This window comes from Streptomyces sp. NPDC127068, assembly GCF_042724695.1.
In the GTDB taxonomy this organism is placed as follows: Bacteria; Actinomycetota; Actinomycetes; order Streptomycetales; family Streptomycetaceae; genus Streptomyces.
Genome location: NZ_JBHXEN010000044.1, coordinates 38,997 through 61,048 on the forward strand (window position 1 = coordinate 38,997; position 22,052 = coordinate 61,048).

Consider the following 22,052-nt stretch of genomic DNA (forward strand, 5'->3'; position numbering starts at 1 on the left):
GCGCGCCCCCGACGGCGATGACCACCCGTCCGGCGGCCCCCCGCCCGGCCCATCCCGTGGTGCGGCGCCCCCCGCCGCGCCCGCACGATCGAGGGGATGACCGCCGCGCGGCCCCGCCGGCCGGTCCGTGCACTCGGGAGGAACGCCGATGAACACCCAAGCCAGTCTGGACCAGTTGCGCCGGTGCCACATCGCGGTGGACCTGGGCGCCGCCCGGACCCGGGTGTTCGTGAAGGGCGTGGGGCTGGCGGTCGACCAGCCGAGCGTGGCCGCCGTCAACACCCGCACCGGCTCGCTGATCGCGGTCGGGGAGTTCGCGGAGCGGATGACGGGCCGCACCCCGGGCTACATCCGGGTGGTGCGGCCGGTGTCGGGCGGTTCCGTCGTCGACATCGAGATGGCGCAACGGATGCTGCGGCACCTGATCGGTGAGAAGCTGCGCCGGGCGCTGCGCCGCAAACCGTGGCTACGGGCCGCCGCCTGCACCCCGCACGAGGCCGATCCGCTGGCCCGCCGCGCCGCGGTGGAGACCCTGGTCGGGCTCGGGGCGCGCCGGGTGGAGCTGGTGGACACGCTGATCGCCGCCGCGGTGGGCTGCGGGCTGCCGGTGGAACGGGCCGAGGCGACGATGATCCTGGTGTGCGGGGCGGCCACCACCCAGGTCTCCGTGCTGTCCCTCGGGTCGATCGTCACGGCGGAACGCATGTCGGTCGGCGGGGACGCCATCGACCACGCGATCGTGCAGCACCTGCGGCACCGTCACGAGCTGATGCTGCCCTCCCAGTCGGTGCGCCCGCTCCAAGTCGCCCTGTCCGGCAACGGCCTCACCCCGGACGGTCCGACGTCCACCGAGATCCACGGCCGGGACGTGGCCACCGGGCTGGCCCGCTCGGTACGGGTGGACACGGCGGCGGTGCGGGACGCCATCCACACCCCGTTGACCGCGGTGCTCGACGGGATCGGCAAGGTGCTGCGGGACTGCCCGCCCGACCTGGTCGCCGATCTGGCGGACCGGGGCATCACGCTGGTCGGCGGCAGCGCGCTGCTCCCCGGTCTCGACCAGATGCTGCGGGACGCCACGGGCATGCCGGTGACGATCGCCGACCGGCCCGACGTGTGCGCGATCCTCGGTCTGGGGGCGATGCTGGAGGGCCGCGTCCAGCCGATGGTGCTCGATCCGTTGGCCGGCTGAGTACCCGGCCGGCTCCGGCGGTTGGCATCCTGGAGCGGTGAGCGAAGACGACCGTACGGCGGCGGACGCACCGCGTCTGCCGCCGCTCCTCGATGCGGTGCTGGAGGTCGGCACCGACCTGGACCTGCGGGCCACCCTCCAGCACCTGGTGACGCGCGCCGCCGAACTGACCGGCGCCCGGTACGGTGCGCTGGGCGTGCTGGACCCGGCCGGCGGTCCCGGGCGGCCCCGGCTCACCGAGTTGTACACCACGGGGCTTCCCGAGGGGACGCGGGACCGGGTGGGGCGGCTGCCCGACGGGCACACCGGGCTGATCGGCACGTTGATCGACGACCCCCGGCCGCTGCACATCGCCGATCTGACCGCGGACCCGCGCGCACACGGGCTGCCGCCGGGCCATCCGCCCATGCGGTCGTTCCTCGGCGCGCCCGTGCCCGTCGGGGACGCGGTGTTCGGGAACCTGTACCTGACGGAGAAGGCGGGCGGCGCGTTCACCGACGAGGACGCCCACCTACTGCGGGTGTTGGCGGCGCAGGCGGGCATCGCGATCGCCAACGCCCGGTTGTACGAGTCGGCGCGGCAGCGGGAGCGCTGGATCGAGGGCGCGGCGGCGGTGACGACGGCGCTCCTCGCGGGCGGCACGGCGGACGCCCTGGAGACGGTCGCGGAGCGGGCCCGGGTGCTCGCGGACGCGGCGGCCGGGGTGATCCTGCAACAGGCCCCCGGGGGCGGCCTTGAGGCCGTGGCCGTGGCCGGGCCGGCGGGGTTCGTGGGGCGCGGCGACACGGGGGGCCTGTGGGGTGCCGTGGTCCCGCCGGACAGCCCGGTCCTGGGGCGGCTGCTGGCCGGGGAGCCGGTGTACGTGGCCGACGCGGCGAGCGATCCGCGCACCGCGTCCCCGGCGACCGTGCGTTTCGGACCGGTGATGATGCTGCCGCTCACCTCCCGGGGGCGGCTCATCGGCACCCTCGCCCTGCCGCGGCACCGGGGCTCCCGCCCGTACACCCCGGTGGAACGGTCGATGGCGTCCCGGTTCGCGGCGCACGCGGCCCTGGCCCTCGTCCTCGCGGACGCGCAAGCGCGCCGGGAACGGCTCGCCGTGTACGAGGACCGGGACCGGATCGCCCGCGATCTGCACGACCTGGTCGTGCAGCGGCTGTTCGCCACGGGGCTGCTGGTGGAGTCCACGCGGCGCCGCGCCGAGCGCACCGACGGGTCGGCCGCAGGGGTCGCCGACGGCGGGGCGGCCGGGGAGGTGCGGGAGGAGTTGGCGCGGGCGGTGGACGAACTCGACGCGACCGTCCAGGAGGTGCGCACCGCGATCATCGCCCTCCAGCAGCCCCCGACCGATGCGCCCACCACCCTGCGGGGCCGGGTGCTGCGGGAGACGGCGGGCGCGGCGGCGGTCGCCGGGTTCCCGCCGTCGGTGCGGTTCGTGGGCGCCGTCGACGCGCGGGTGGGCGATCCGGTGGCGGGGCACCTCGTGGCGGCGTTGCGTCGCGCACTGGGTGCCGCGGTCCGCCGGGCGGGGGTGAGTCGGATAGCGGTCACGGTTGACGCGGCGGCGTGTCTGGCGGACGGGCGGCCGGGGGTGCGGTTGACGGTCCAGGACGACGCCCCGGCGGCCGAGAACGGCACCGGAACCGGTGGTACCGCTCTGACCTGGCACTCCCCGCTCTGATCCGGCGGGCCGGGAGCGGCGGGGGACGCACAGTGAATGAGGGAGTAATGAGGGGTCTCTCATTGCCCTCGACAAGAGGTGGGCTGTCCGGTTTTCTGTCCGTGTCGGCGTGGCCGAAGACGGCGCACACGCCCTGACGGGGAAGCAGGAACCTGACTCCATGGCACGACAGGCACGGGCGATCCAGACGCGCGAGTCCATTCTGCTGGCGGCGGCGGCCGTCTTCGACGAACGCGGGTACAGCTCAGCGACGATCACCGAGATCCTCCAGCGGGCCGGGGTCACCAAGGGCGCGCTGTACTTCCACTTCGCGTCGAAGGAGGAACTGGCCCTCGGGGTGGTCGCGGCCCAACTCGACCTCGGCGAACTGCCACCGCAGCGCACCAAGCTCCAGGAACTCGTGGACCACGGACTGCTGTTCGCCCATCGGCTGCTGCACGATCCGCTGACCCGGGCCAGCATGGGCCTCGCGATGGACCAGCGGCGGGACGCCGTCGAGCCCGCGCCGCCCCGGGGGACCCCGTACCAGGCGTGGATCGACCGGATCGACCAGGTGCTGAAGGACGCCGAGGCGCGGGGCGAGTTGCTGCCCCATGTGGTGCCCGGCGAGACGGCCGAGCTGATGGCCGGGGCCTTCACCGGCATCCAGGGCATGTCGCACGTGCTGTGCGAACGGGCGGACCTGACCCGGCGGGTCATCGTGCTGCTCCAGCACATCCTGCCGAGCATCGCCGTGCCCGCCGTGCTGCCGACGCTCGACCTGGCTCCGGACCGGGCGGAGCGGCTGCTCTCCGCGCGCCACGACATCCGCCCGGAGATCGAGGAGCCGGGGGGCGCCCCGGGGGTTCCCGGCCCCCGCCGCACGGTGGCCGTGGCGGCCCGCTGAACCGCCCCGCACGGTGGTCTCAGCGCCGTACGGCGACGGCCTGCCGGTCGGTCAGGTCGAAGGCCCGGCGGGCCTCCTGCACCTTGGCCAGGTTCTCCTCGGACCAGGTCGTGAGCGCGGCGAACACCGGGGAGATCGCGCAGGGTCCCCCGACGACGGTCCCGCTCTCGCTCTCGTTCGACGGACTTCAGGAGCTGATCATGATCGTCATCACGGGTGCCACCGGGAACGTCGGACGCCCCCTCGTCGCCGCGCTCGCCGGGGCGGGCGAACGGGTCACCGCCGTCTCCCGGCGGCCCGTTGCCGATGCGGGTGTGGCGGGGGTCCGCTCCGTCGCCGCGGACCTCGGCGACGCGGCGAGCCTGCGTCCGGCGTTGGAGGGCGCCGACGCCCTGTTCCTGATGGTGCCGCCGGACGTCCTCGGCGGCGGGGGCGGTCCCGACGAGGTCGTGAAGGCGGCCGTGAGCAGCGGCGTCCGCAAGGTCGTCGTCCTGTCCTCGCTGATCAACGGGACACGGCCGCAGGCGCGTTCGCACGAGGTGCTGCGGGTGTGGGAGGAGGCCGTGCAGGGTTCGGGGCTCGACTGGACGGTGCTGCGGCCCGGGAGCTTCGCCACCAACACCCTGGCGTGGGCGGACTCGGTACGTGCCGAGCGCACGGTCTACGCCCCGTTCGGCGAGGTGGCCCTGCCGGTGGTGGACCCGGACGACCTCGCGGCGGTCGCGGCCATGGTGCTGCGCGAGGAGGGGCACGCGGGCCGCGTCCACGAGTTGACGGGCCCGGCGGCGGTGAGCCCCCGGGAGCAGACCGCTGCGCTCGGCGCGGCGCTGGGCATCCCGCTCGTCTTCGTGGAGTTGACGCGGGCGCAGGCCCGGGCGCGGATGGTGCGGTTCCTGCCGGAGGCGGTGGCTGACGGGACCCTCGACGTGCTCGGGGCGCCGTTGCCCGGGGAGCGGCGGGTGAGCCCTGCGGTGGAGGCGCTGTTGGGGCGGGCGCCGGGGTCCTTCCGTGCGTGGGCGGACCGCGTGGCCGCGGCCTTCCGCTGAGACGGTGCCCTGCGCGTCTTTGGGTACGTCTCTCTGAGCGTGCGCGGTCCCCTGCGGGTGCGTGGTGCTTGCCCGCGCAGTTCCCCGCGCCCCTTCGGTGCGTTCCAGTGGGCCTGCGCTGTCCCCTGATGGTGCGCCTTGGCGGGGGTGCGCGGTGCCCTGCGGGTGCGTGGTGGTTGCTCGCGCCGTTCCCCGCGCCCCTTTGGGGTGCTCCGTGCCGCGCACCCCGAGCGGGGCGTACGGGATCAGGGGCGCGGGGAACTGCGCAACACCGCAGCGCACCCCGCTGGACAACGCAGCCCAGCGTGGGCGCACCCCAGGGGCGCGGGGAACTGCGCGAACGACCACAGCGCACCCGCAGGAACCGTGCTGCTCAGTCGACCTCGGCGACCGCCTCCGCGAACTGCGCCGCGTAGAGCCGGGCGTAGGCGCCCCGAGTGAGCAGGAGTTCCTCGTGCGTGCCCTGCTCGACGATGGCCCCGTTCTCCATCACCAGGATGGTGTCCGCGTCCCGGATCGTGGAGAGCCGGTGGGCGATGACGAAGGACGTGCGGTCCCGGGCGAGGCGGGCCATCGCCTTCTGGATCAGGACCTCCGTACGGGTGTCCACGGAACTCGTCGCCTCGTCGAGGACGAGGATCACCGGCTCGGACAGGAACGCCCGGGCGATGGTGATGAGCTGCTTCTCCCCCGCACTGACCCCGGCGCCCTCGTCGTCGAGCACCGTGTCGTACCCGTCGGGCAGGGTGCGGATGAACCGGTCGGCGTGCGCGGCCTTCGCGGCTTCCTCGATCTCCTCCCGGGACACCTTGCGGGAGGCCCCGTAGGCGATGTTGTCGGCGATCGTGCCGCCGAACAGCCAGGTGTCCTGGAGGACCATCCCGATCCCGGAGCGCAGTTCGTCGCGGGACATGCCGGCGATGTCCACCCCGTCGACGGTGATCCGTCCGCCGGTGACCTCGTAGAACCGCATCAGCAGGTTGACGAGGGTGGTCTTGCCGGCGCCGGTGGGACCGACGATGGCGACCGTGTGACCGGGCTCGACGGCCAGCGACAGGTCCTCGATGAGCGGCTTGTCGTCCTGGTAGCGGAAGGACACGTGCTCCAGGACGACCCGGCCGGTGCGCTCCACGGGGCGTGCCGGCCGCTCGGGGTCGGGGCCCTGTTCGGGGGCGTCGAGCAGTTCGAAGACCCGCTCGGCGGAGGCGACCCCGGACTGCACCAGGTTCGCCATGGAGGCGACCTGGGTGAGCGGCATGGAGAACTGGCGCGAGTACTGGACGAACGCCTGGACGTCACCGATGGACAGCGAGCCGGAGGCGACCCGCAGTCCGCCGACGACGGCGACGAGCACGTAGTTCAGGTTCGACACGAAGAACAGCAGGGGCTGCATCAGACCGCTGGTGAACTGGGCCCGGAACCCGGCCTCGTACAGCGCGTCGTTCTCCTCGGCGAACCGGCGCGCGGACTCCTCCTGCCGGCCGAAGACCTTCACCAGCGCGTGCCCGGTGTACATCTCCTCGACATGGGCGCTGAGGGCGCCGGTGGAGCGCCACTGGCGGACGAACTGCGGCTGGGACCGCTTGCCGACCCGGGTGGCGATCACGAACGACAGCGGCACGGTGACCAGGGCGACCAGGGCGAGCAGCGGCGAGATCAGGAACATCATGATCAGCACGCCGATGATCGTCAGCAGTGAGTTGACGAGCTGCCCGAGGCTCTGTTGCAGGGTCTGGCCGATGTTGTCGAGGTCGTTGGTGGCCCGGCTCAGCACCTCGCCGCGCTGCCGCTTGTCGAAGTACGACAGGGGCAGTCGGGACAGCTTCGCCTGGACGTCCCGGCGCATCCGGCCCACCGTGCGGTTGACGGCCCGGTTGCCAAGCCGGGTGGCGACCAGCATCAGCAGGCCGCCGATGACGAAGGTGCCGAGCGCGAAACCGAGGACCGCGCCGACGGCCCCGAAGTCGATGCCCTCGCCGGGGGTGAAGTCCACCCCGGTCAGCATGTTGGCGACACCGCCCTCACCGCGGTCCCGCAGTCCTGCGATCGCCTCCTCCTTGCTCTGTCCGGCGGGCATCTGCTGGCCGACGACCCCGGCGAAGACCAGGTCGGTCGCGATGCCGAGGATCTTGGGGCCGAGCACCGAGACGCCGACGCTGAGCAGGGCGCAGCCGATCATCACGTACATCGTGATGCGGTCGGGCCGGAACTGGCTCAGCAGGCGGGTGCCCGAGCCCTTGAAGTCCATGGAGCGATGGTCGGGTCCGGCCCCGGCCATCATCCGTCCCGCGGGCCCCGCCATCAGGCCGCCTCCGCTTCCGTGAGCTGGGAGAGCACGATCTCCCGGTAGGTCTCGTTGTCCCGCATGAGGTCCGCGTGCCGTCCGGCGCCGACCACGTGGCCCTCGTCGAGGACGAGGATGCGGTCGGCGTCGCGGATGGTGGCCACCCGCTGGGCGACGATGACGACGGTGGCGTCCGCGGTCTCCTCGGCCAGGGCGGCCCGCAGCGCGGCGTCGGTGGCGTAGTCGAGGGCGGAGAACGAGTCGTCGAAGAGGTAGATCTCCGGCCGTTGGACGAGGGTGCGGGCGATCGCCAGCCGCTGGCGTTGGCCACCGGAGACGTTGGTGCCGCCCTGGGAGATCGGCGCGTTCAGGCCGCCCTCCAGGTGGGTCTCCACGAAGTCGCGGGCCTGGGCGACCTCCAGTGCGTGCCACAGCTCCTCGTCGGTGGCGTCGGGGTTGCCGTAGCGGAGGTTGGTGGCGACGGTGCCGGCGAACAGGTACGGCTTCTGCGGCACCAGCCCGACGGTGCGGGCGAGCAGCTTCGGGTCGATGTCGCGGACGTCGACCCCGTCGACCAGCACGGCGCCCTCGGTGACGTCGAAGAGGCGGGGGACGAGCCCCAGGAGGGTCGTCTTGCCGCTGCCGGTGGACCCGATGACGGCGGTGGTCTCGCCGGGGCGGGCCACCAGGTCGACGGCCTTGAGCACGGGTTCCTCGGCGCCCGGGTAGCGGAACCCGGCGCCGCGCAGCTCCAGATGGCCGTGGGAGCGCAGTTCCCGCACGGCGGCGGCCGGCGGCACCACGCTGGACTCGGTGCCGAGGACTTCTTGGATGCGCTCGGCGCACACCTCGGCGCGCGGCACCATCATGAACATGAAGGTGGCCATCATCACCGACATCACTATCTGCATCAGATAGGCGAGGAACGCGGTCAGCGAGCCGATCTCCATGGCGCCGCTCTCGATGCGGTGCGCCCCGAACCAGACGACGGCGACCGAGGAGACGTTCACGACGGTCATCACGATGGGGAACATCAGCGCGAGGAGCCGCCCGGTGCCCAGCGACATCTCGGTCAGTTCCTCGTTGGCGCCGCGGAAGCGCTCCTGTTCGTACGCGTCGCGGACGAACGCGCGGATCACCCGGTTGCCGGTGATCTGCTCGCGCAGCAGCCGGTTCACGGTGTCCAGACGCACCTGCATGGACCGGAACAGGGGCCGCAGCTTGCGGACGATCACGGTGACGCTGATGCCGAGCACCGGCACCACGGCGATCAGCACCGTCGACAGCGGGACGTCCTGGCCGAGGGCCATCACGATCCCGCCGACGCACATGATGGGCGCGGAGACCATCAGGGTGAACGCCATCAGCACCAGCATCTGGACCTGCTGGACGTCGTTCGTGGTGCGGGTGATCAGCGAGGGCGCACCGAAGTGGCTGACCTCGCGGGTGGAGAACGACTGGACCCGGTCGAACACGGCGCCCCGCACGTCCCGACCGAGCGCGGCGGCAGTACGCGCCCCGAGGTAGACGGCTCCGATGTTGCAGACCACCTGCACCAGCGTGACGGCGATCATCAGTCCGCCGAAGCTCATGATGAAGCCGGTGTCGCCCCGGACCACTCCCCGGTCGATGATGTCGGCGTTCATCGTGGGCAGGTACAGGGTCGCGCAGGTCTGGAGGAACTGGAGCGCCACCAGGATGGCGACGGGTTTTCGATACGGACCCAGATGGGTCCTCAGCAGTCGTATGAGCACGTGCGGGTCTCGCTCACTGGGGTTCTAGGGGCGGATCGACCGGCCGGCCGACCGATCGGGGGCACCTTCGGCACACCACCCCCCATCGTCCACCGTGCCCCGCCCGTTACCCCAGCGGATTAAGCCAACAGCGGGCCAAGAACCCCCGGGTGCCCCGCCGGCACCCGCCGGTGCCTGCGGGTGTCAGCCGGCGAACGCGCCCGGGTGGGTCTGCTCCCGGACGACCGCGTACTGCTGCCGCACGGCCTGCCCCACGGCCAGTTCCTCGCCCGGGTCGTGGACCTGTCCGGTCGCGCCGGGCCAGGTGGGCGGTGCGTGGGGGTCGAGCGTCCCGCGGGAGACGCCCAGTGCCCACGCGGCCTGTCGCGCCGCGCCGAGCGCCGCGTACTCGGCGGGCTGCGGCACGACGATCTGCGCGCCGAGCAGCGAGGGCGCGGCGGCCTGGACGGCCGGGAGGTCGGCGGCGGCGCCCAGCAGGAACACCCGGCGCACCTCCACTCCGCGTCCGCGCAGCACGTCGAGCGCGTCGGCGAGTCCGCAGAGCATGCCCTCGACGGCGGCCCGCGCCAGGTGCTCGGGCTTCATCGCCTCGCGCCGCAGCCCGGCGAGGGTTCCGGCGGTGTGCGGCAGGTGCGGGGTGCGCTCGCCCTCCAGATAGGGCAGGAGGACCAGGCCGTGGGCGCCGGGCGTCGACTTCAGGGCGAGCGCGGACAGGGCGTCGAGGTCGGGCAGGCCGAGCATCTCGGCGGTGCCGCGCAGGGTGCGCACGGCGTTGAGGGTGTGCACGACCGGCAGGTGCATGCCCGTCGCGTCGGCGAGGGAGGTGATCATGCCGCTGGGGTCGGCGAGGGCCTCGCGGTGGACCGCCATCACGGAGCCGGAGGCTCCCAGCGAGACGACGGCGTCCCCCAGGCCGATGCCGAGGCCGAACGCGGCGGCCATGGTGCCGCCGGTGCCGGCGGAGATCAGCAGCCCTTCCGGGGTGGTCCCGGCGGCCTCGGCGGGGCCCAGTACGTCGGGCAGCGCCGCCTGCCGGCCGAGGGCCAGCTCCATCAGGTCGGGCCGGTACCCGCCGGTCGCCGCCGACCAGTAGCCGGTGCCGGAGGCGCCGCCCCGGTCGGTGGTGCGGCGCAGCGGACGGCCGAGGAGCTGCCACACCAACCAGTCGTGGGCCTGGAGGACCAGGGCGACGCGCTGGGCGGCCTCGGGTTCGTTCGCGGCGAGCCAGCGGAGCTTGGCGACGGGGTTCGCCGCCTGCGGCACGCAGCCCACGGCCTGGGCCCACGCCTCGCGCCCGCCGAGCGCCTCGACCAGGTCGGCGGCGGCGATCTGGGCCCGGCGGTCGCCGCCCACCAGGGCGGGACGGATCGTCGCGCCCTGCTGGTCGAGCGGGACGAGGGCGTTCTGCTGGGCGGACACGCCGATCGCCTCGACGCCTTCGAGGACCCCGCCGGCCGCGGCCTCCCCGAGGGAGAGCAGCCAGACCTGTGGGTCGACGTCACTGGGTCGCCCGCCCTCCCCGCTCCCCCCGGGCGCCCCCTCCAGGGGATGCGGGGCGTACCCCTGCCTGATCACGGCACCCGTGTCCGTGTCACAGACCACGATGCGCGTGGAGTCGGGCGTGCTGTCCAGACCGGCGACTATCCCCATGCGGGAATTCTGCACCACGTTCGGGTGTGTGCCGTACCACAGCCCGGTACGAGCCGGGCACCCTCAGGTGTTGCTGGTGCCCCAGTCGTCGTTCTGCGCACCCTTGCCGCGCTCGCGCAGCGTCCGGACGCGTTCGGTGACGGAGTCCGGCACCCGGTCCCCGACGCGCTCGGTCACCGAGTGCAGGGCCTTGCCCGCGACCTCCCGGCCCTGCTGCGCGGCGGTCTCCGCGGCGTTGCGGACCGCGGGGTTCTCCGCGAACTGCCGGACCGACTTCTTCAGCTGCTCGTACCGCTCCCGTCCAGCCCTGGTACCCAGGACGTAGCCGAGGGCCAGCCCGGCGACGAATGTGAGCCGGTAGCGCATGGAGCCACCCTTCCCTTGCATCTCGGTGTGGAGCGCGGGAGTACCGATTGGCGGAGCACCCCCCTGCTTGCGCTAATGTATGTGTCGCAGCGAACGAGCGCTTCCTGGCGAATACCCGGACAGGCGCGTTCGATGCGAACGAGGCAATCCCCTGTAGCTCAATTGGCAGAGCAGCCGGCTGTTAACCGGCAGGTTACTGGTTCGAGTCCAGTCGGGGGAGCTCGATCCTCCGTAGCTCAATTGGCAGAGCAGCCGGCTGTTAACCGGCAGGTTACTGGTTCGAGTCCAGTCGGGGGAGCAGCCGAGAAGGACCCCCATAGGGGTCCTTTTTCATGTCCGGTGGAACCGTACGGGGACGCCGGAGGTCTCCATGGTCAGCGGAGCCGACCGTGCGGAGCAGGAGATCGTATGAGCGGCTATGCTGCGGCAGACGGCGCGTACACCTGTGCGCGACGCGCCGTAAGGGGGCGGTAGCTCAGCCGGTTAGAGCAGCGGACTCATAATCCGTCGGCCGTGGGTTCGAGTCCCACCCGCCCCACCGCAGGGTTCCTGTGCAGGAACGATTCGACGTGGGGTGCGGCGGCGGAGAGGGCCCGGTCGCCCGGACCCCCGCGAGGCCCCCGCTGGCCCGCCGCGGGTCCGTGACACCCATGATCGAGTGAGGCAGCCCCGCCCGGACCGACCCGGGCGGGGCTCTTCCGTGCGCCTGCGACGGGGGGCGCGGGTGGACGGGGCTGACGGGTCTCCACGTGCGTCGGACTCGTCCTTCAACTGGTGAACGAACACGAGCTGTTCGAGACGGTCGAGGCAGGTTCGCAGGCGTGCACCCTCACGCGCGGGTCCGCGCCCGACAGTCGCACGGGCACGGCACCGGCCTACTCCTGAGGTTCGGGTAGAGCGACGCCCGCCCGCCGCGCGGTCGGTGCGTGGCGGACGCCCACACCCGGCACCCGTGCACCTCCGAGCCGAAGATGCGGGCCATGAAGCACGGTGCGCACGGCACCGCCGCCGGGATGCAGCGCCGGTGGAGGTGCACGGACGAGCCGGGCCCCGACGGGGAGAAGCGGAGCTTGGTGACGCGGCGCTGCCACCACCGGATCGGTTCCGCGCAACGCGCGCAGTACCACGGGGTCGTGCGGGTCATGGTGTCCTCACGGGGGCAACGGCAGTCGGTTGGTCCGGGTGTTCCCGGGCGGCCCGTCGAGCCGCGTGGTAAGTACGGTCCGCGGCCTTCCACGCAGTCCGGAACTCCCGCCCGCGCGGGCAGCCGATCGGCTCGGAGACGCAGTCGGGGCAGGCGGCGGCATGGATCAGGTAGCTGCGCGTGGCGGCTTCACGGGCCGACGCCGCGGCGACCAGGGCGGGCGTCCGGACGGGGCACTTCAGGTGGAGGTACGCGGTGCGGTCCGGCCCGACCACGGCGGGCCGGAAGTGTGACTCGTGCGGCTGCTCCTCGCGGACGGGCTGGTCGCAGCAGCCGCAGAAGACCATCACGTGCGCGTCCCGACGGCGATCCGCTCGGCGCCGGCCAGGGCGGCGAGCGCCCGCAGGACGACCGCGAGCCGCCGTTCGTCCAGGTTCTCCACCTGCCACAGCGGTACCAGTCGCGGGAACCCGATCGCCACCACCAGTTCCAGGAACGCGCGCTCGCCGGTGTCGAGGACGAGGGCCGTCTTGTACTGGGCCTCGAACCGCGGCCAGTCGCAGTGCGCGCGCTTCCCGGTGTCGACCACGAGGAGTTCCCGCACGTCCTCTCGGGCGAGGACGTCGCCCTCGTGGATGAGCGCGGCGACCGCGGCCCGCTCACCGGTGTCGCGGTCCTTCGACCAAGCGGTCAGCCGATCAGTAAGCAGCGGGGTGTCCGGGAACGATGTGCCGTCCGCTCCGGTCGTTGCGTGGTCCTGCACCGTCATCGGCTCCTCACCATCGGCCACGTTCCGTTCCGTGGGTGGTGTGAATGTTGGATGTTGGTGCACGGTCCCAGCCAGACACCCGTGGCGGACTTCCTCGCCGTGTCCGTGCCCTGGTGTGGTCGCCGGGTGGACGTCTCTGCCTCCGGGCTTGCGACGGCGGGGCGATGGGCCAACCATCGACGTCATGACGCAGTTGACGGTGTTCGGGGAACTGCTCGCCCGGCGAGGCTGGGGGTACGCACGGTTCATGCGCGAGGCGCAGCCGGTCGCACATGGCATGAGGCTGGCGTTCTTCCTCCAGAGGCGTCAGTTCGACCGATGGCGCACTGGAAAGGTGAAGGGGCTCCCTCGGGACGAGGCCCGCCAGGTGTTGGAGCACATGTTTCCAGGGTGCACGGTGCAGGAATTGTTCTCCCTCAGCACCGCACCGCCCACCCTTGCGGCACCAGAGCAGCAGGAGACGGGACCCATGAACCGACGGTCCCTGCTCGGGTTGATCGGAGCCGCGGCGGTGAGCCCTGCGGCGGTGGAGGCCATCCGGGAGGAACGGCGGCGCATGGACGCGGCACTGGAGGGGGCTGCCGTCGGTGAGGTGACGCTGGACCGGTGGGAGAGCACCGTGCAGGACTACGCGCGGGCCTACCAGTCATTGCCTCCCCAGGACCTCTTGGCGGACCTCCTGGCTGACTTCGGGGAGGTGCGGCGTGTGTTGGAGGGGCGGCAGCCGATACGGCAACGCCGCCGTCTCTGCCGCGTCGCCGGGCAACTTTCCCTGCTGGCGGGCATCTTCGCGTCCGCGCTCGGCGCACACCGGGAGGCCCGGGGCTTCTTCCACACCGGACGCTTGGCTGCCGCCGAGGCAGGTGACCTTCACCTGGAGGGGACCGCGATCGTGCGGTCGGCGATCGTGTCGCTGTACTACGGCACGCCTACAGCGGCATACACGGAGGCGGCCCGCGCCCTGCACCTCCTGGGCACCGCACAGGGACCGTCAACCGTGCGCGCCCTGCTGGTAGAGGCACGGGCGCTCGCCCGCATGGGGCGGGCTCAGGAAGCGCTGCCGTTGCTGCGCTTGGCAGAGGACGTGTTCGGGCGCCTGAGCGCGGAAGACCGTGAGCATGTCGCGTTCGGCTACACCGAGCGGCAGTTCGCCTTTCACCTGGGCAACGCGTGGACGCACCTCGGGCGCCCGGACGCGGCGTGGACCGTACAACAGCGCGCCCTCAGTGCGTACTCGCCGAGCGAGTACCTGGACCCCACTCTGATCCTCATCGACCGGGCCACCTGCCTGGCGCGATCCGGCGAGCCCGAGGAGGCATACCGCGTCGCGAGTGAAGCCCTGGTGAAGTTGCCCACCGTCCACCGCACCGGCATGGTCGTGCAGTACGCGCACGCCTTCACGACGACCGCCGGACGCCCCGAACTGCCCGCCGGCAGGGAGTTCGCAGCGCTACTGCGCTCCTGAGACGATCGGGTTGCGCAGGGTGCCCACCCCGGCAACGGTCACTGCCATCTCGTCGCCGGGCAGGACCGGGCCGACCCCCGCCGGGGTCCCGGTCAGGATCACGTCGCCCGGGTGGAGGGTGATGGCCGCGGTGATGTACTCGATCAGCCCCGCGACCGAGGTCAGCATCAGTGAAGTGTTCGCGTGCTGGGTCCGGCGACCGTTGACGTGGCAGCTCACATCCAAGCCGGTGGGGTCGAGGTCGGTGGCGATGACCGGGCCGAGGGGACAGAACGTGTCGAACGCCTTGGCCCAGGACGGCTGGCCGTCGGCCTTCTGGACGTCCCGCGCGGTCACGTCGTTGCCGCAGGTGTAGCCGAACACGAATCCGAGCGCCTCCTGGGCGGTCACTGACCGCGCGGTCCGGCCGATGACGACGGCCAACTCCGCTTCGTGCTCGACCTGTCGGGACTGGAACGGGTAGACGACCGACTCGCCGGGGCCGACCACCGCCGACGACGGCTTGAAGAAGAGCCGGGGTACGGGTGGGGCGCCCATGCCCGTTTCCGCGATGTGGTCCGCGTAGTTCCTTCCCACAGCCACGATCGTGCCGGGCCGTACCGGTGCCAGCAACCGCACCTCCTCTGCCGGCGCCACTCGCCCCGTCGGCGCGCCCGCACCCCGCACCGGGTCCCCGTTCAGGACTTCGAACCCCTCACCCCGCGCCCGTCCGTACCACGTACCGCCCCGCCACTCGAACCGTGCGTGGATCACGTCTCCTCCTGAGTCAGGTGTCCCGTCCAGGCAACCAGATCACACCCCGCCTACAGCCTGCGAGTGAACGGCTGCCCGCTGCACGGGAGTTCACAGGTGTCAGCGACTAGCACATCCGCCGTACGCCAAGGACATATTCGGTGAAGGTTTGAACCAAAGCGCTCCGGGCTGGGTATAGCTCATAGGCGCGGGCCCTCCCCCACTGGCCCGCCCTGCCCAGGAGGTGGCTGTCCCCATGAAGAACAGTGTCCGGAACACGGTGTTGTGCGCGGCCCTGGTGACCCTCGGTCTGGAGGTGGTGGCCGTGCACCTCCTGCTCGACCTCCCCCTGCTGGGGCTCCTGTTGGCCGACACCGTCATCGTGCTGGTCGCCGCGGTGTGGCTGTGGTCGGCCCGGGACCTGGGTCGGACCCTGCCGGCCGACCCCCGGTTCAGCGAGAGCCGATGTCAGCTCAGGGCGCTGCGCCACCAGCAGGAGCGCGAACGGTACTCCCACAGCGGCGGGCAACCGTCGCACCTGCGCTGAGGTGCGCCTGACCTCCGTCGACCGGGCGGAGGTCAGGTCAGGGCGCAATCGCGTCGGGGAGCGGTCGTTTTTGGCCGTCGGACCGCGCTCCCCGTGGAATCCGTGCCCACAGCAGCCATGATCTTCGGAGCATTCGTCCCTGGTCACCGGCTGAAGGCGAGAGAACCCCGATGCCCACCGCACGCGTCAGTTCGGCCGTGATGACCCACCCGGTCCGCCGGGCCCAGGCGGAGGAGATGGTCGCCCGGCTGGGGCTGGGTTCGCTCGCCCTGGACCCCGATCCGGACGGGCCGCCGTCCGCCTTGCGCACCGCGCTGCTCGCCTGGTCCCGGGTGAGCGAGGGCGCCACCCACCAGTTCATGATCCAGGACGATGTGGCGGCCCCGGACGACATGATCGACCTGGTCGCCCACTGCGCCGACCGCTTCCCCGACGACGCCCTCGCCTTCTACACCAACTGGCACGCACGCAACGGCGGGTTGGCCCGGCTCGCCGCGCTGGCGGGGGCGGGCTGGGTGCGCGCGGTGCCGGAGGAGTTCACGCCGACGCTGGCGATCAGCCTCCCGGTGGCCGTGGCGGCGGAGTTCCGGCGGTTCGCGGAGCAGAGCGCCGACCGTCATGACGACGAGGTGATGACGGCCTTCCTCCGGCAGGGCGGTCGGCGCAGCGCCCTGCTCGCGGTGCCCACCGTCACCGAGCACACCGGCACCAGCAGCATCAACGGCCATGCCGCCCAGGGGGTGCGCCTCGCGGTGTGTCCCGCCTCCGCGGACGACGCCCGCCCGCAGTTGTACGAGGGGTGGGTGCTGGAGGAGTTGAGCTGGGTGCCGTACATGCGGTACGGCGAGGGGTACGTCCGGCTGGTCGGGCAGGAGGACGTGGTGCCGGTCCGCACCCACTACACCTGGCGGGAGGCGCTGGGGATGGCGGGGTTGATGACCGAGGACGTGGTCCAGGACCTGGTGCGGGAGCGCCGGCCCAAGGAGGAGGCGGCGGCCGTGGGGAGGGCCTTCGGGGACTCCTTCGCGGACGAGTTGTGGATCCACTGTCTGATGCTGGGCCGCCAGGCCGAGGAGGCCGCCCGGCGCCACGCCCCGCAGGGCGCGGTCCGGGGCGGCACCCCGGCCGCCGAGCGGCTGCGGGAGGCGGCGGTGTCGACGGTCGGCCCCGCGGGGCTCTCCCCCGAGCGGCGTCCCGAGGTGACCGAGGCGCACGCGGCACTGCTCACCGCGTACGCCTGGAGCGCCGTCAGGTGCGGGGAGATCCTGCTGGATCGGACGAGCTGAGGTCGTAGGTGATCCAGACGGCGGGCTCCCAGTAGGAGGCCCGGTCCTGCTCGCGGTCGACCCGGAGGGTGCTCAGTCCCTCCGGGAAGACGTAGTCACCGCTCTCCGGGAACTCCATGCCGGTCCAGGACTCCCAGTCGGCGACCGTGCCGCTGATCATCGAGGACTCCTCCATGGAGGCGGTGATGGTGCCGCCGAGCCGCACCTGGGTGCGGATCCACGGGTCGAAGGGCTCCCCGTCGGCCCGGGTCCACGAGGCGTACCGCTCGGTGGGGACGAGCGGGTAGCGGTGCTTCCAGATCGGGCGCACCGGCACGATCAGGGAGGGCAGGCCGTCGGCGCGGGCCATCGTGATCATCTGCTGGAGCAGCACCTTGGACAGGCTCTTGCCCTGGTGCGCGGGGGCGACCTCGACGCCCAGGGCGCACAGGGCGGTGGGCTTGGTGCCCGCGTCGTGGGCGGCGAAGGCGTCCCGGATCGAGGCGTCGAGCCCGGTGCCCAGGTCCTCGGGGGTGCCGTCCCACAGCCGGGGCAGCGAGCGGCCGGCGCCGAGGATGGCGTCCGCCTCCTCGTCGTACAGCACGAACTGGTGGTCGCCGAAGTCGTCGAAGAGGCGGTTCCAGTACCCCTCGCCGATGTCCCCGTGCAGATTGTATTCGGGAATTACTCCTGCGAATTCTTCCGTGATGCGGTCCCAGAGTTCTGGGCGTTCGGTGTACCGGACGACTCTCACGACGTTCCCTTTCCTTTGCTTACTTCGCGTCCTTGACGACGTCCCAGACGACCACGATGGGAATTCCGTCCCAGGCTGCTCGTGCGGCGTCCGCGATGTAGTCCTCGTAGCCGCCGGGGGAAAGACTCCCGTTGAAGGCCGGCTCGTAGCAGGCGCGTACGGTGAGACCGGCCGCGGCGAACGCCTCGATGTACTGGCCGGGCAGGTGGACGTGGTTGCGGACGAAGGCGAGTTCGTCGTCGCCGTGGACGAAGAGGCACTGCCCCTGGAGGGTGATGACGAAGGGGTGCAGGTCGGTGACGATCACCCGGCCGCCGGGGCGGACCACCCGGGCGAGTTCGGCGACGGCGGGGCCGAGCGCGGGCTGGTGGGTGAGGGCCAGGGTGGAGACGGCGAGGTCCACGCTGGCGTCGTCCAGCGGCAGCTGTTCCAACCGGCCGAGGCGGAAGTCGACGTCCGGCGTCTTGGCCCGGGCCTGCTCCAGCATCTGGGGTGACTGGTCGACGCCGATGGTGCGGTAGCCGCGTTCGGCCAGCGCGACCGTGGTGCGGCCGGTGCCGCAGGCGGCGTCCAGGGCGGTGCCGACCGGTCCCTCGTCGAGGAGCCGGTGGACGATCGGCTCCTCGACCTGGAGGAAGGAGCTGGGGAGGGAGTCGTAGCGCTTCGCCCAGGACGCGTACCCGGTCGATTCGTCCAGTTCGCTCACCGAGGCGCCGGCGCCGGGCATCCCCTCGTCACCGCCGGCGGCGAACTTCCTGATCTCCGCCACCCGGGCTTCGAGGAAGGCTTCGTCGGCATCGATGGCGGAGCGCAGCAGGGCCAGCCCCTCGATCCCCAGGACCAACTCTCGCACACGCAATTCTTTTGCCATTCTTTTCCTTTCCGCACAGCACGCCGTCCTTTTGATCCGCGTTACCCGGACGCCGGTTCGTGCATTCTCTGCAAGATCAACATGGCTGAAATGAGATCGAGGAAGGCTGATCCCGTCCGCTGGTTTGTTGTAGCTGGAAAGAACTCCTAACATCGAGCGTCTTCGCCGCGGGAGAACGGCGATTGCGGCCGATGGGAGGGGTCGAATGATCGAGGGGTACGTGGACCGGGAGAGCGTCACGTCGGGCGAGGTCCTCGGCTTACACGTCTCGACCGATGCGCAGGAGTTCCGGGTCCGCTTCTACCGGTTGGGCAGCGAGCTGACCCACCTCGGGGAGTCGGAGTCGTACCAGGGGGTGTTCCAGGCTCCGCCGCCGCACCCGGACGGGATCGAGGGTCATGCCTCGCCGGCCGTCGACTGGGAGTTGCCGCGCTACGCGTTCCGGGTGCCCCCGCAGTGGCGGCCGGGGATCTACCTCGCGCACCTGGTGGAGGGGGACGAGCGGCAGGCACGTGCGGTGCCGCTGTTGGGTGACGGGGACATCGAGGGGTTCGCCCGGGAGTTCTTCGTGGTGCGGCCCCGCGATCCGGGACGGTACGGCCGCATCCTCTACAAGAAGTCGACCTTCACCCGGCACGCGTACAACCGCTCGGACGGCGACGGCGTGGCGCGGGCCTCCAGCCTCTACGACAGCCCGGTCTACCGGGAGGGGGACGCGGACGAGCCGCGCGGGCACAAGCTGAGCATGCACCGGCCGGGCGGCGTCATCGACCTGGCCCACTGGGACGCCCCCTTCATCGCCTGGCTGGAACGGTGCGGCTACGAGGTGGAGTACTGCACCGACCTCGACCTCCACGAGGACCCCGAACTGCTCGCCCCCTACGACCTGTTGTTGAGCGTCGGGCACGACGAGTACTGGAGCGCGTCGATGCGCGACCACGTGGACGCGCACGTGGCCGCGGGCGGGAACGTGGCCTTCCTCAGCGCCAACACCTGCTGGTGGCGGGTGCACCTCACGGACGGGAACACGGCCTTCGTCTCGGACACCGACCACCACGTCGGGGAGGTCTACCCGCATCTGCCGGCCACCGACCTGTGGTGGCCGGGGCCGCCGGACGGGGTGGGCCGTCCGGAGAACGCCCTCACCGGGGTGAGTTTCCGCAACGGCGGCATGTGGCCCGGCGACTGGCCGGGTGACCGGCCGCTGGAGGGGTTCACCGTGCAGCACGCGGACCACTGGGTCTTCGAGGGCACCGGGCTGCGGGACGGCAGCGACGGCCGGCCCGCCGACCGGCTGGGCGGGGGCACCGCGCTGATCGGGTACGAGTGCGACGGCGCGGCCTTCACCTATGACGAGCGGGGGGTGGCGCGGGCGAGCGGGGTGGACGGCACTCCGGAGTCCTTCCTCATCCTCGGCATCTATCTGCTGGACCCCGTGAACGAGGACCTGCACCGGTTCAAGTGGGGGCACTGGAACTGCCCGGAGCGGGAGCCGGCGATCACCAGCCCCCGGGCCGCGACCATGGGCCTGTACACGACGGACGGCGGCACGGTCTTCGCCGCGGGCACCGTGGACTGGCCCGTGGTCTGCGGCCGGGAGGTGGACGCGGGCGTGGTGCGGGTGACCCGCAACGTGCTCGACCGGCTCTCGCACCGGGCTACAACAACTCGGGCAGGGAGTGCAGGGACGTGATCCGGTGGGCCCGGTCGGGCAGCGGCGGGGCCACCCCGTCGACGGCCCGGTCGGGCCGCCACAGGTGCACCGCACGGATGCCCGCGGCCAACGGCCCCACCACGTCGGCCGCCCACATGTCCCCCACGAACAGGGCCTCTTCGGGGGTGACGCCGCAGGCGTCGAGCGCGGCCCGGTAGATCCCGGGGTGCGGTTTGCGCACCCCGACCCGGGCCGAGGTGACCCCGGCGTCCACCAGGTCGGTCAGCCCGCACCTGGCCACCGCCCGGTCGAGGTCCCAGTACCAGTTGGAGCAGAGTCCGACCCGCAGGCCGTGCCCGCGCAGTTGCGCGAGCACGGCCGTCACATCGGGGAACAGCTCCAAGGTCAGGCTCTTGGTGGCCCGGTCCAGCTCCACCGCCAGCGGGCCGGCCTCCTCGGCGGGCACCCCGCACCCCAGGGCGCGCCGCCGCAGCCGGTCCACCTCCCAGGCCCCGTAGGTCGCTTCGTCCACCGAGTGGGTGCTGTGGTCCTCGCCGTCGCCGGGGCCGACCGACCACTGGTCGCCCCAGCGCTCGACGTACTCCCCGAGGCCGCGGCGCCGGAACACCGAGGCGTGGCTGGGCGGCATCGGCGGCACCAGCCGGACCAGGGTGCCGTAGAAGTCGAAGATCACGGCCTTGACGGCGGGCGACCCGTCGGATCGCCGGGCGGTGGTCACGGGATCAGTACCGCCCGTGCCGGCGGGGGAAGTAGTCCTGGCAGTCGCCCTCGCGCTCGATGTCCACGGTGGCACAGTGCAGTCCGCCGCCGAAGGGGCCGACCGCGCGGAACGGCACCGGGACGATCTCGAAGCCGTACGAGGCCAGCTGCTCGGAGAGGGCCACCTCCTTCTCCTCGATGCAGAGGGTGTTCTCGTCCAGGTTGAGCATGTTCCCGGCGAGCCACGGGCTGCAGAAGGACAGCTTCGGCGGGTGGTCCCAACTCGCGGGCTGCACGGCCTCGATGATCTCCCAGTCGTTGAGCCGGTAGAACTCCATCAGCTCGGGGTCGGCGAGCCGCTCCCCGCAGTGCAGCACCAGCCCGGGGCGCAGCGGGACCCAGGTGGCGTCGATGTGCAGGGGGTGGGTGTTGGTGGAGGTCACCGCGTGCACCCGGTGGTCGGGGAAGTGGCGCTTGAGCCAGTCGAATCCGCTGCGGTTGGTGACGAAGGAGAGTTGGACGAAGAGGTCCTTGCCGAAGCGGGCGATGTCGGCCGCGTCGAACAGCGGCTCCTCCTCCGTCAGCACCAGGTCGTAGTCACGGACCTTGGCGAGCTGCACCTCGGTGGGCAGGTCGTGGTACGTGTCCCAGAAGTCGGTGCGGTAACTGGCATCGGTCAGACGGGGCTTGGGGGCGGCCTCCCAACGCATCCGGGCGTCGGACTTGAAGAGGTCCTGGAGGATCGGCCGGTAGCAGAGGTACTCGAACCAGCGGCTGCGGTACGACATGGTGGCTTCGAGGACCTCGTTGCCGACCGTCAGCAGCAGGTCCCGCGGCGGCATGCAGCCCGACATGGTCTCCTGCTCCCAATCGGGCGTGGAGACCTTCTGGTTGAAGTCCAGCGGGGTGGGGCGATCCACCCGTATCCCCCGCCGGCGCAGCAGGTCGGCGAAGGAGTCCAACTGCTCGTTGGCCTCGGCCATCATGTCGGACGGCATCGTGCCGTAGGTGCCGAGGGGGAAGCCGTCCTCGGGGAAGTCTCTGGCCACGGCCGGTTCCGGTGCCTGGACCACCGCGGCGTCGGCCCGGCCGACGATCACGTGGCGCAGCGGATCCCAGCCGTTCCAGGAGTTGACCCGGGTGGGTCGCAGGTCCGAATCGCCGACCGTCGTGTCGGGGTTAGTCACAGGTAACACCTTTCGATAGGGCAACGCCGGGGACACCAGGAGAAAAATGTGTCAGACGTTGCGCCACCGTCAAGGGTGCCCAAGA

Annotated in this window: 18 protein-coding genes and 3 tRNA genes; 11 read left to right on the plus strand and 10 right to left on the minus strand. The window is 71.9% G+C overall.

Annotated elements, in window-relative coordinates; all coding sequences use genetic code 11:
- Nucleotides 1-148 precede the first annotated feature (148 nt).
- The 4 genes from ACFWIA_RS25315 (at nt 149) to ACFWIA_RS25330 (ending at nt 4,805) form a co-directional block, all read left to right on the plus strand.
- A complete protein-coding gene (locus ACFWIA_RS25315; protein ID WP_387008823.1) occupies nt 149-1,192 on the plus strand; it encodes a rod shape-determining protein in 1,044 nt (347 codons plus the stop codon).
- Between the two features lie 37 nt (nt 1,193-1,229).
- Nucleotides 1,230-2,873, plus strand: coding sequence for a GAF domain-containing protein (locus ACFWIA_RS25320; protein WP_387008826.1), 1,644 nt, complete (start codon nt 1,230-1,232; stop codon nt 2,871-2,873).
- Nucleotides 2,874-3,033: 160 nt separating this feature from the next.
- The gene (locus ACFWIA_RS25325) at nt 3,034-3,759 is read left to right on the plus strand and encodes a ScbR family autoregulator-binding transcription factor (protein ID WP_387008828.1); all 726 of its coding nucleotides are present in this window, start codon (nt 3,034-3,036) and stop codon (nt 3,757-3,759) included.
- A 110-nt stretch (nt 3,760-3,869) separates the two neighbouring features.
- Nucleotides 3,870-4,805 (plus strand): NAD(P)H-binding protein, encoded by a 936-nt coding sequence (locus ACFWIA_RS25330; RefSeq protein WP_387008830.1) that lies wholly within the window; start codon nt 3,870-3,872, stop codon nt 4,803-4,805.
- 373 nt (nt 4,806-5,178) lie between these two features.
- Here the strand turns inward: ACFWIA_RS25330 and ACFWIA_RS25335 are convergent, their stop codons facing one another.
- The 4 genes from ACFWIA_RS25335 to ACFWIA_RS25350 form a co-directional block, all read right to left on the minus strand.
- Nucleotides 5,179-7,107: an ABC transporter ATP-binding protein gene (locus ACFWIA_RS25335; protein WP_387008832.1), complete on the minus strand. Its 1,929-nt coding sequence runs from the start codon at nt 7,105-7,107 to the stop codon at nt 5,179-5,181.
- Entirely contained in the window at nt 7,107-8,843 is a 1,737-nt protein-coding gene (locus ACFWIA_RS25340) for an ABC transporter ATP-binding protein (RefSeq protein WP_387008834.1), read from the minus strand. The genes ACFWIA_RS25335 and ACFWIA_RS25340 overlap by 1 nt, the downstream gene beginning before the upstream one ends.
- A 183-nt stretch (nt 8,844-9,026) precedes the next feature.
- The gene (locus tag ACFWIA_RS25345) at nt 9,027-10,493 is read right to left on the minus strand and encodes an FGGY family carbohydrate kinase (RefSeq protein WP_387008835.1); all 1,467 of its coding nucleotides are present in this window, start codon (nt 10,491-10,493) and stop codon (nt 9,027-9,029) included.
- Between the two features lie 63 nt (nt 10,494-10,556).
- Nucleotides 10,557-10,859 carry a YtxH domain-containing protein gene (locus ACFWIA_RS25350; protein WP_385487825.1) on the minus strand — a complete coding sequence of 101 codons (303 nt, stop codon included), beginning with the start codon at nt 10,857-10,859 and terminating at the stop codon, nt 10,557-10,559.
- A gap of 147 nt (nt 10,860-11,006) precedes the next feature.
- Between ACFWIA_RS25350 and ACFWIA_RS25355 the strand changes: the two genes are divergently transcribed.
- The 3 genes from ACFWIA_RS25355 (at nt 11,007) to ACFWIA_RS25365 (ending at nt 11,397) form a co-directional block, all read left to right on the plus strand.
- Nucleotides 11,007-11,079, plus strand: a tRNA-Asn gene (locus ACFWIA_RS25355).
- Between the two features lie 5 nt (nt 11,080-11,084).
- Nucleotides 11,085-11,157: transfer RNA gene (locus tag ACFWIA_RS25360), tRNA-Asn, on the plus strand.
- Between the two features lie 166 nt (nt 11,158-11,323).
- Nucleotides 11,324-11,397 (plus strand) — tRNA-Ile (locus tag ACFWIA_RS25365).
- A 952-nt stretch (nt 11,398-12,349) separates the two neighbouring features.
- Here the strand turns inward: ACFWIA_RS25365 and ACFWIA_RS25370 are convergent.
- Nucleotides 12,350-12,793, minus strand: a complete 444-nt coding sequence (locus ACFWIA_RS25370; RefSeq protein ID WP_387008837.1) for a hypothetical protein — start codon at nt 12,791-12,793, stop codon at nt 12,350-12,352.
- Between the two features lie 163 nt (nt 12,794-12,956).
- Here ACFWIA_RS25370 and ACFWIA_RS25375 point away from each other — a divergent pair, with 163 nt between their 5' ends.
- Nucleotides 12,957-14,237, plus strand: a complete 1,281-nt coding sequence (locus tag ACFWIA_RS25375) for a hypothetical protein (RefSeq protein ID WP_387008839.1) — start codon at nt 12,957-12,959, stop codon at nt 14,235-14,237.
- Here ACFWIA_RS25375 and ACFWIA_RS25380 read toward each other — a convergent pair.
- Complete coding sequence (locus ACFWIA_RS25380; RefSeq protein ID WP_387008841.1) at nt 14,223-14,990, minus strand: fumarylacetoacetate hydrolase family protein; 768 nt, start codon at nt 14,988-14,990, stop codon at nt 14,223-14,225. The genes ACFWIA_RS25375 and ACFWIA_RS25380 overlap by 15 nt on opposite strands.
- Before the next feature lie 235 nt (nt 14,991-15,225).
- Between ACFWIA_RS25380 and ACFWIA_RS25385 the strand changes: the two genes are divergently transcribed.
- Nucleotides 15,226-15,516: a hypothetical protein gene (locus tag ACFWIA_RS25385; protein WP_387008843.1), complete on the plus strand. Its 291-nt coding sequence runs from the start codon at nt 15,226-15,228 to the stop codon at nt 15,514-15,516.
- Between the two features lie 170 nt (nt 15,517-15,686).
- A complete protein-coding gene (locus ACFWIA_RS25390) occupies nt 15,687-16,802 on the plus strand; it encodes a hypothetical protein (protein ID WP_387008845.1) in 1,116 nt (371 codons plus the stop codon).
- Here the strand turns inward: ACFWIA_RS25390 and ACFWIA_RS25395 are convergent.
- Nucleotides 16,765-17,535 (minus strand): N-acetyltransferase, encoded by a 771-nt coding sequence (locus ACFWIA_RS25395; protein WP_387008846.1) that lies wholly within the window; start codon nt 17,533-17,535, stop codon nt 16,765-16,767. The genes ACFWIA_RS25390 and ACFWIA_RS25395 overlap by 38 nt on opposite strands.
- Nucleotides 17,536-17,554: 19 nt before the next feature.
- Entirely contained in the window at nt 17,555-18,388 is an 834-nt protein-coding gene (locus tag ACFWIA_RS25400; protein WP_387008848.1) for a class I SAM-dependent methyltransferase, read from the minus strand.
- Nucleotides 18,389-18,611: 223 nt separating this feature from the next.
- Between ACFWIA_RS25400 and ACFWIA_RS25405 the strand changes: the two genes are divergently transcribed.
- On the plus strand, nt 18,612-20,099 hold the full coding sequence (locus ACFWIA_RS25405; RefSeq protein WP_387008850.1) for a N,N-dimethylformamidase beta subunit family domain-containing protein: 1,488 nt from the start codon (nt 18,612-18,614) through the stop codon (nt 20,097-20,099).
- Here ACFWIA_RS25405 and ACFWIA_RS25410 read toward each other — a convergent pair.
- Nucleotides 20,065-20,799, minus strand: a complete 735-nt coding sequence (locus tag ACFWIA_RS25410) for an HAD family hydrolase (RefSeq protein ID WP_387008852.1) — start codon at nt 20,797-20,799, stop codon at nt 20,065-20,067. The two genes, ACFWIA_RS25405 and ACFWIA_RS25410, sit on opposite strands and share 35 nt — an antisense overlap.
- Before the next feature lie 4 nt (nt 20,800-20,803).
- Complete coding sequence (locus ACFWIA_RS25415; RefSeq protein WP_387008854.1) at nt 20,804-21,967, minus strand: serine/threonine protein kinase; 1,164 nt, start codon at nt 21,965-21,967, stop codon at nt 20,804-20,806.
- Nucleotides 21,968-22,052 lie beyond the last annotated feature (85 nt).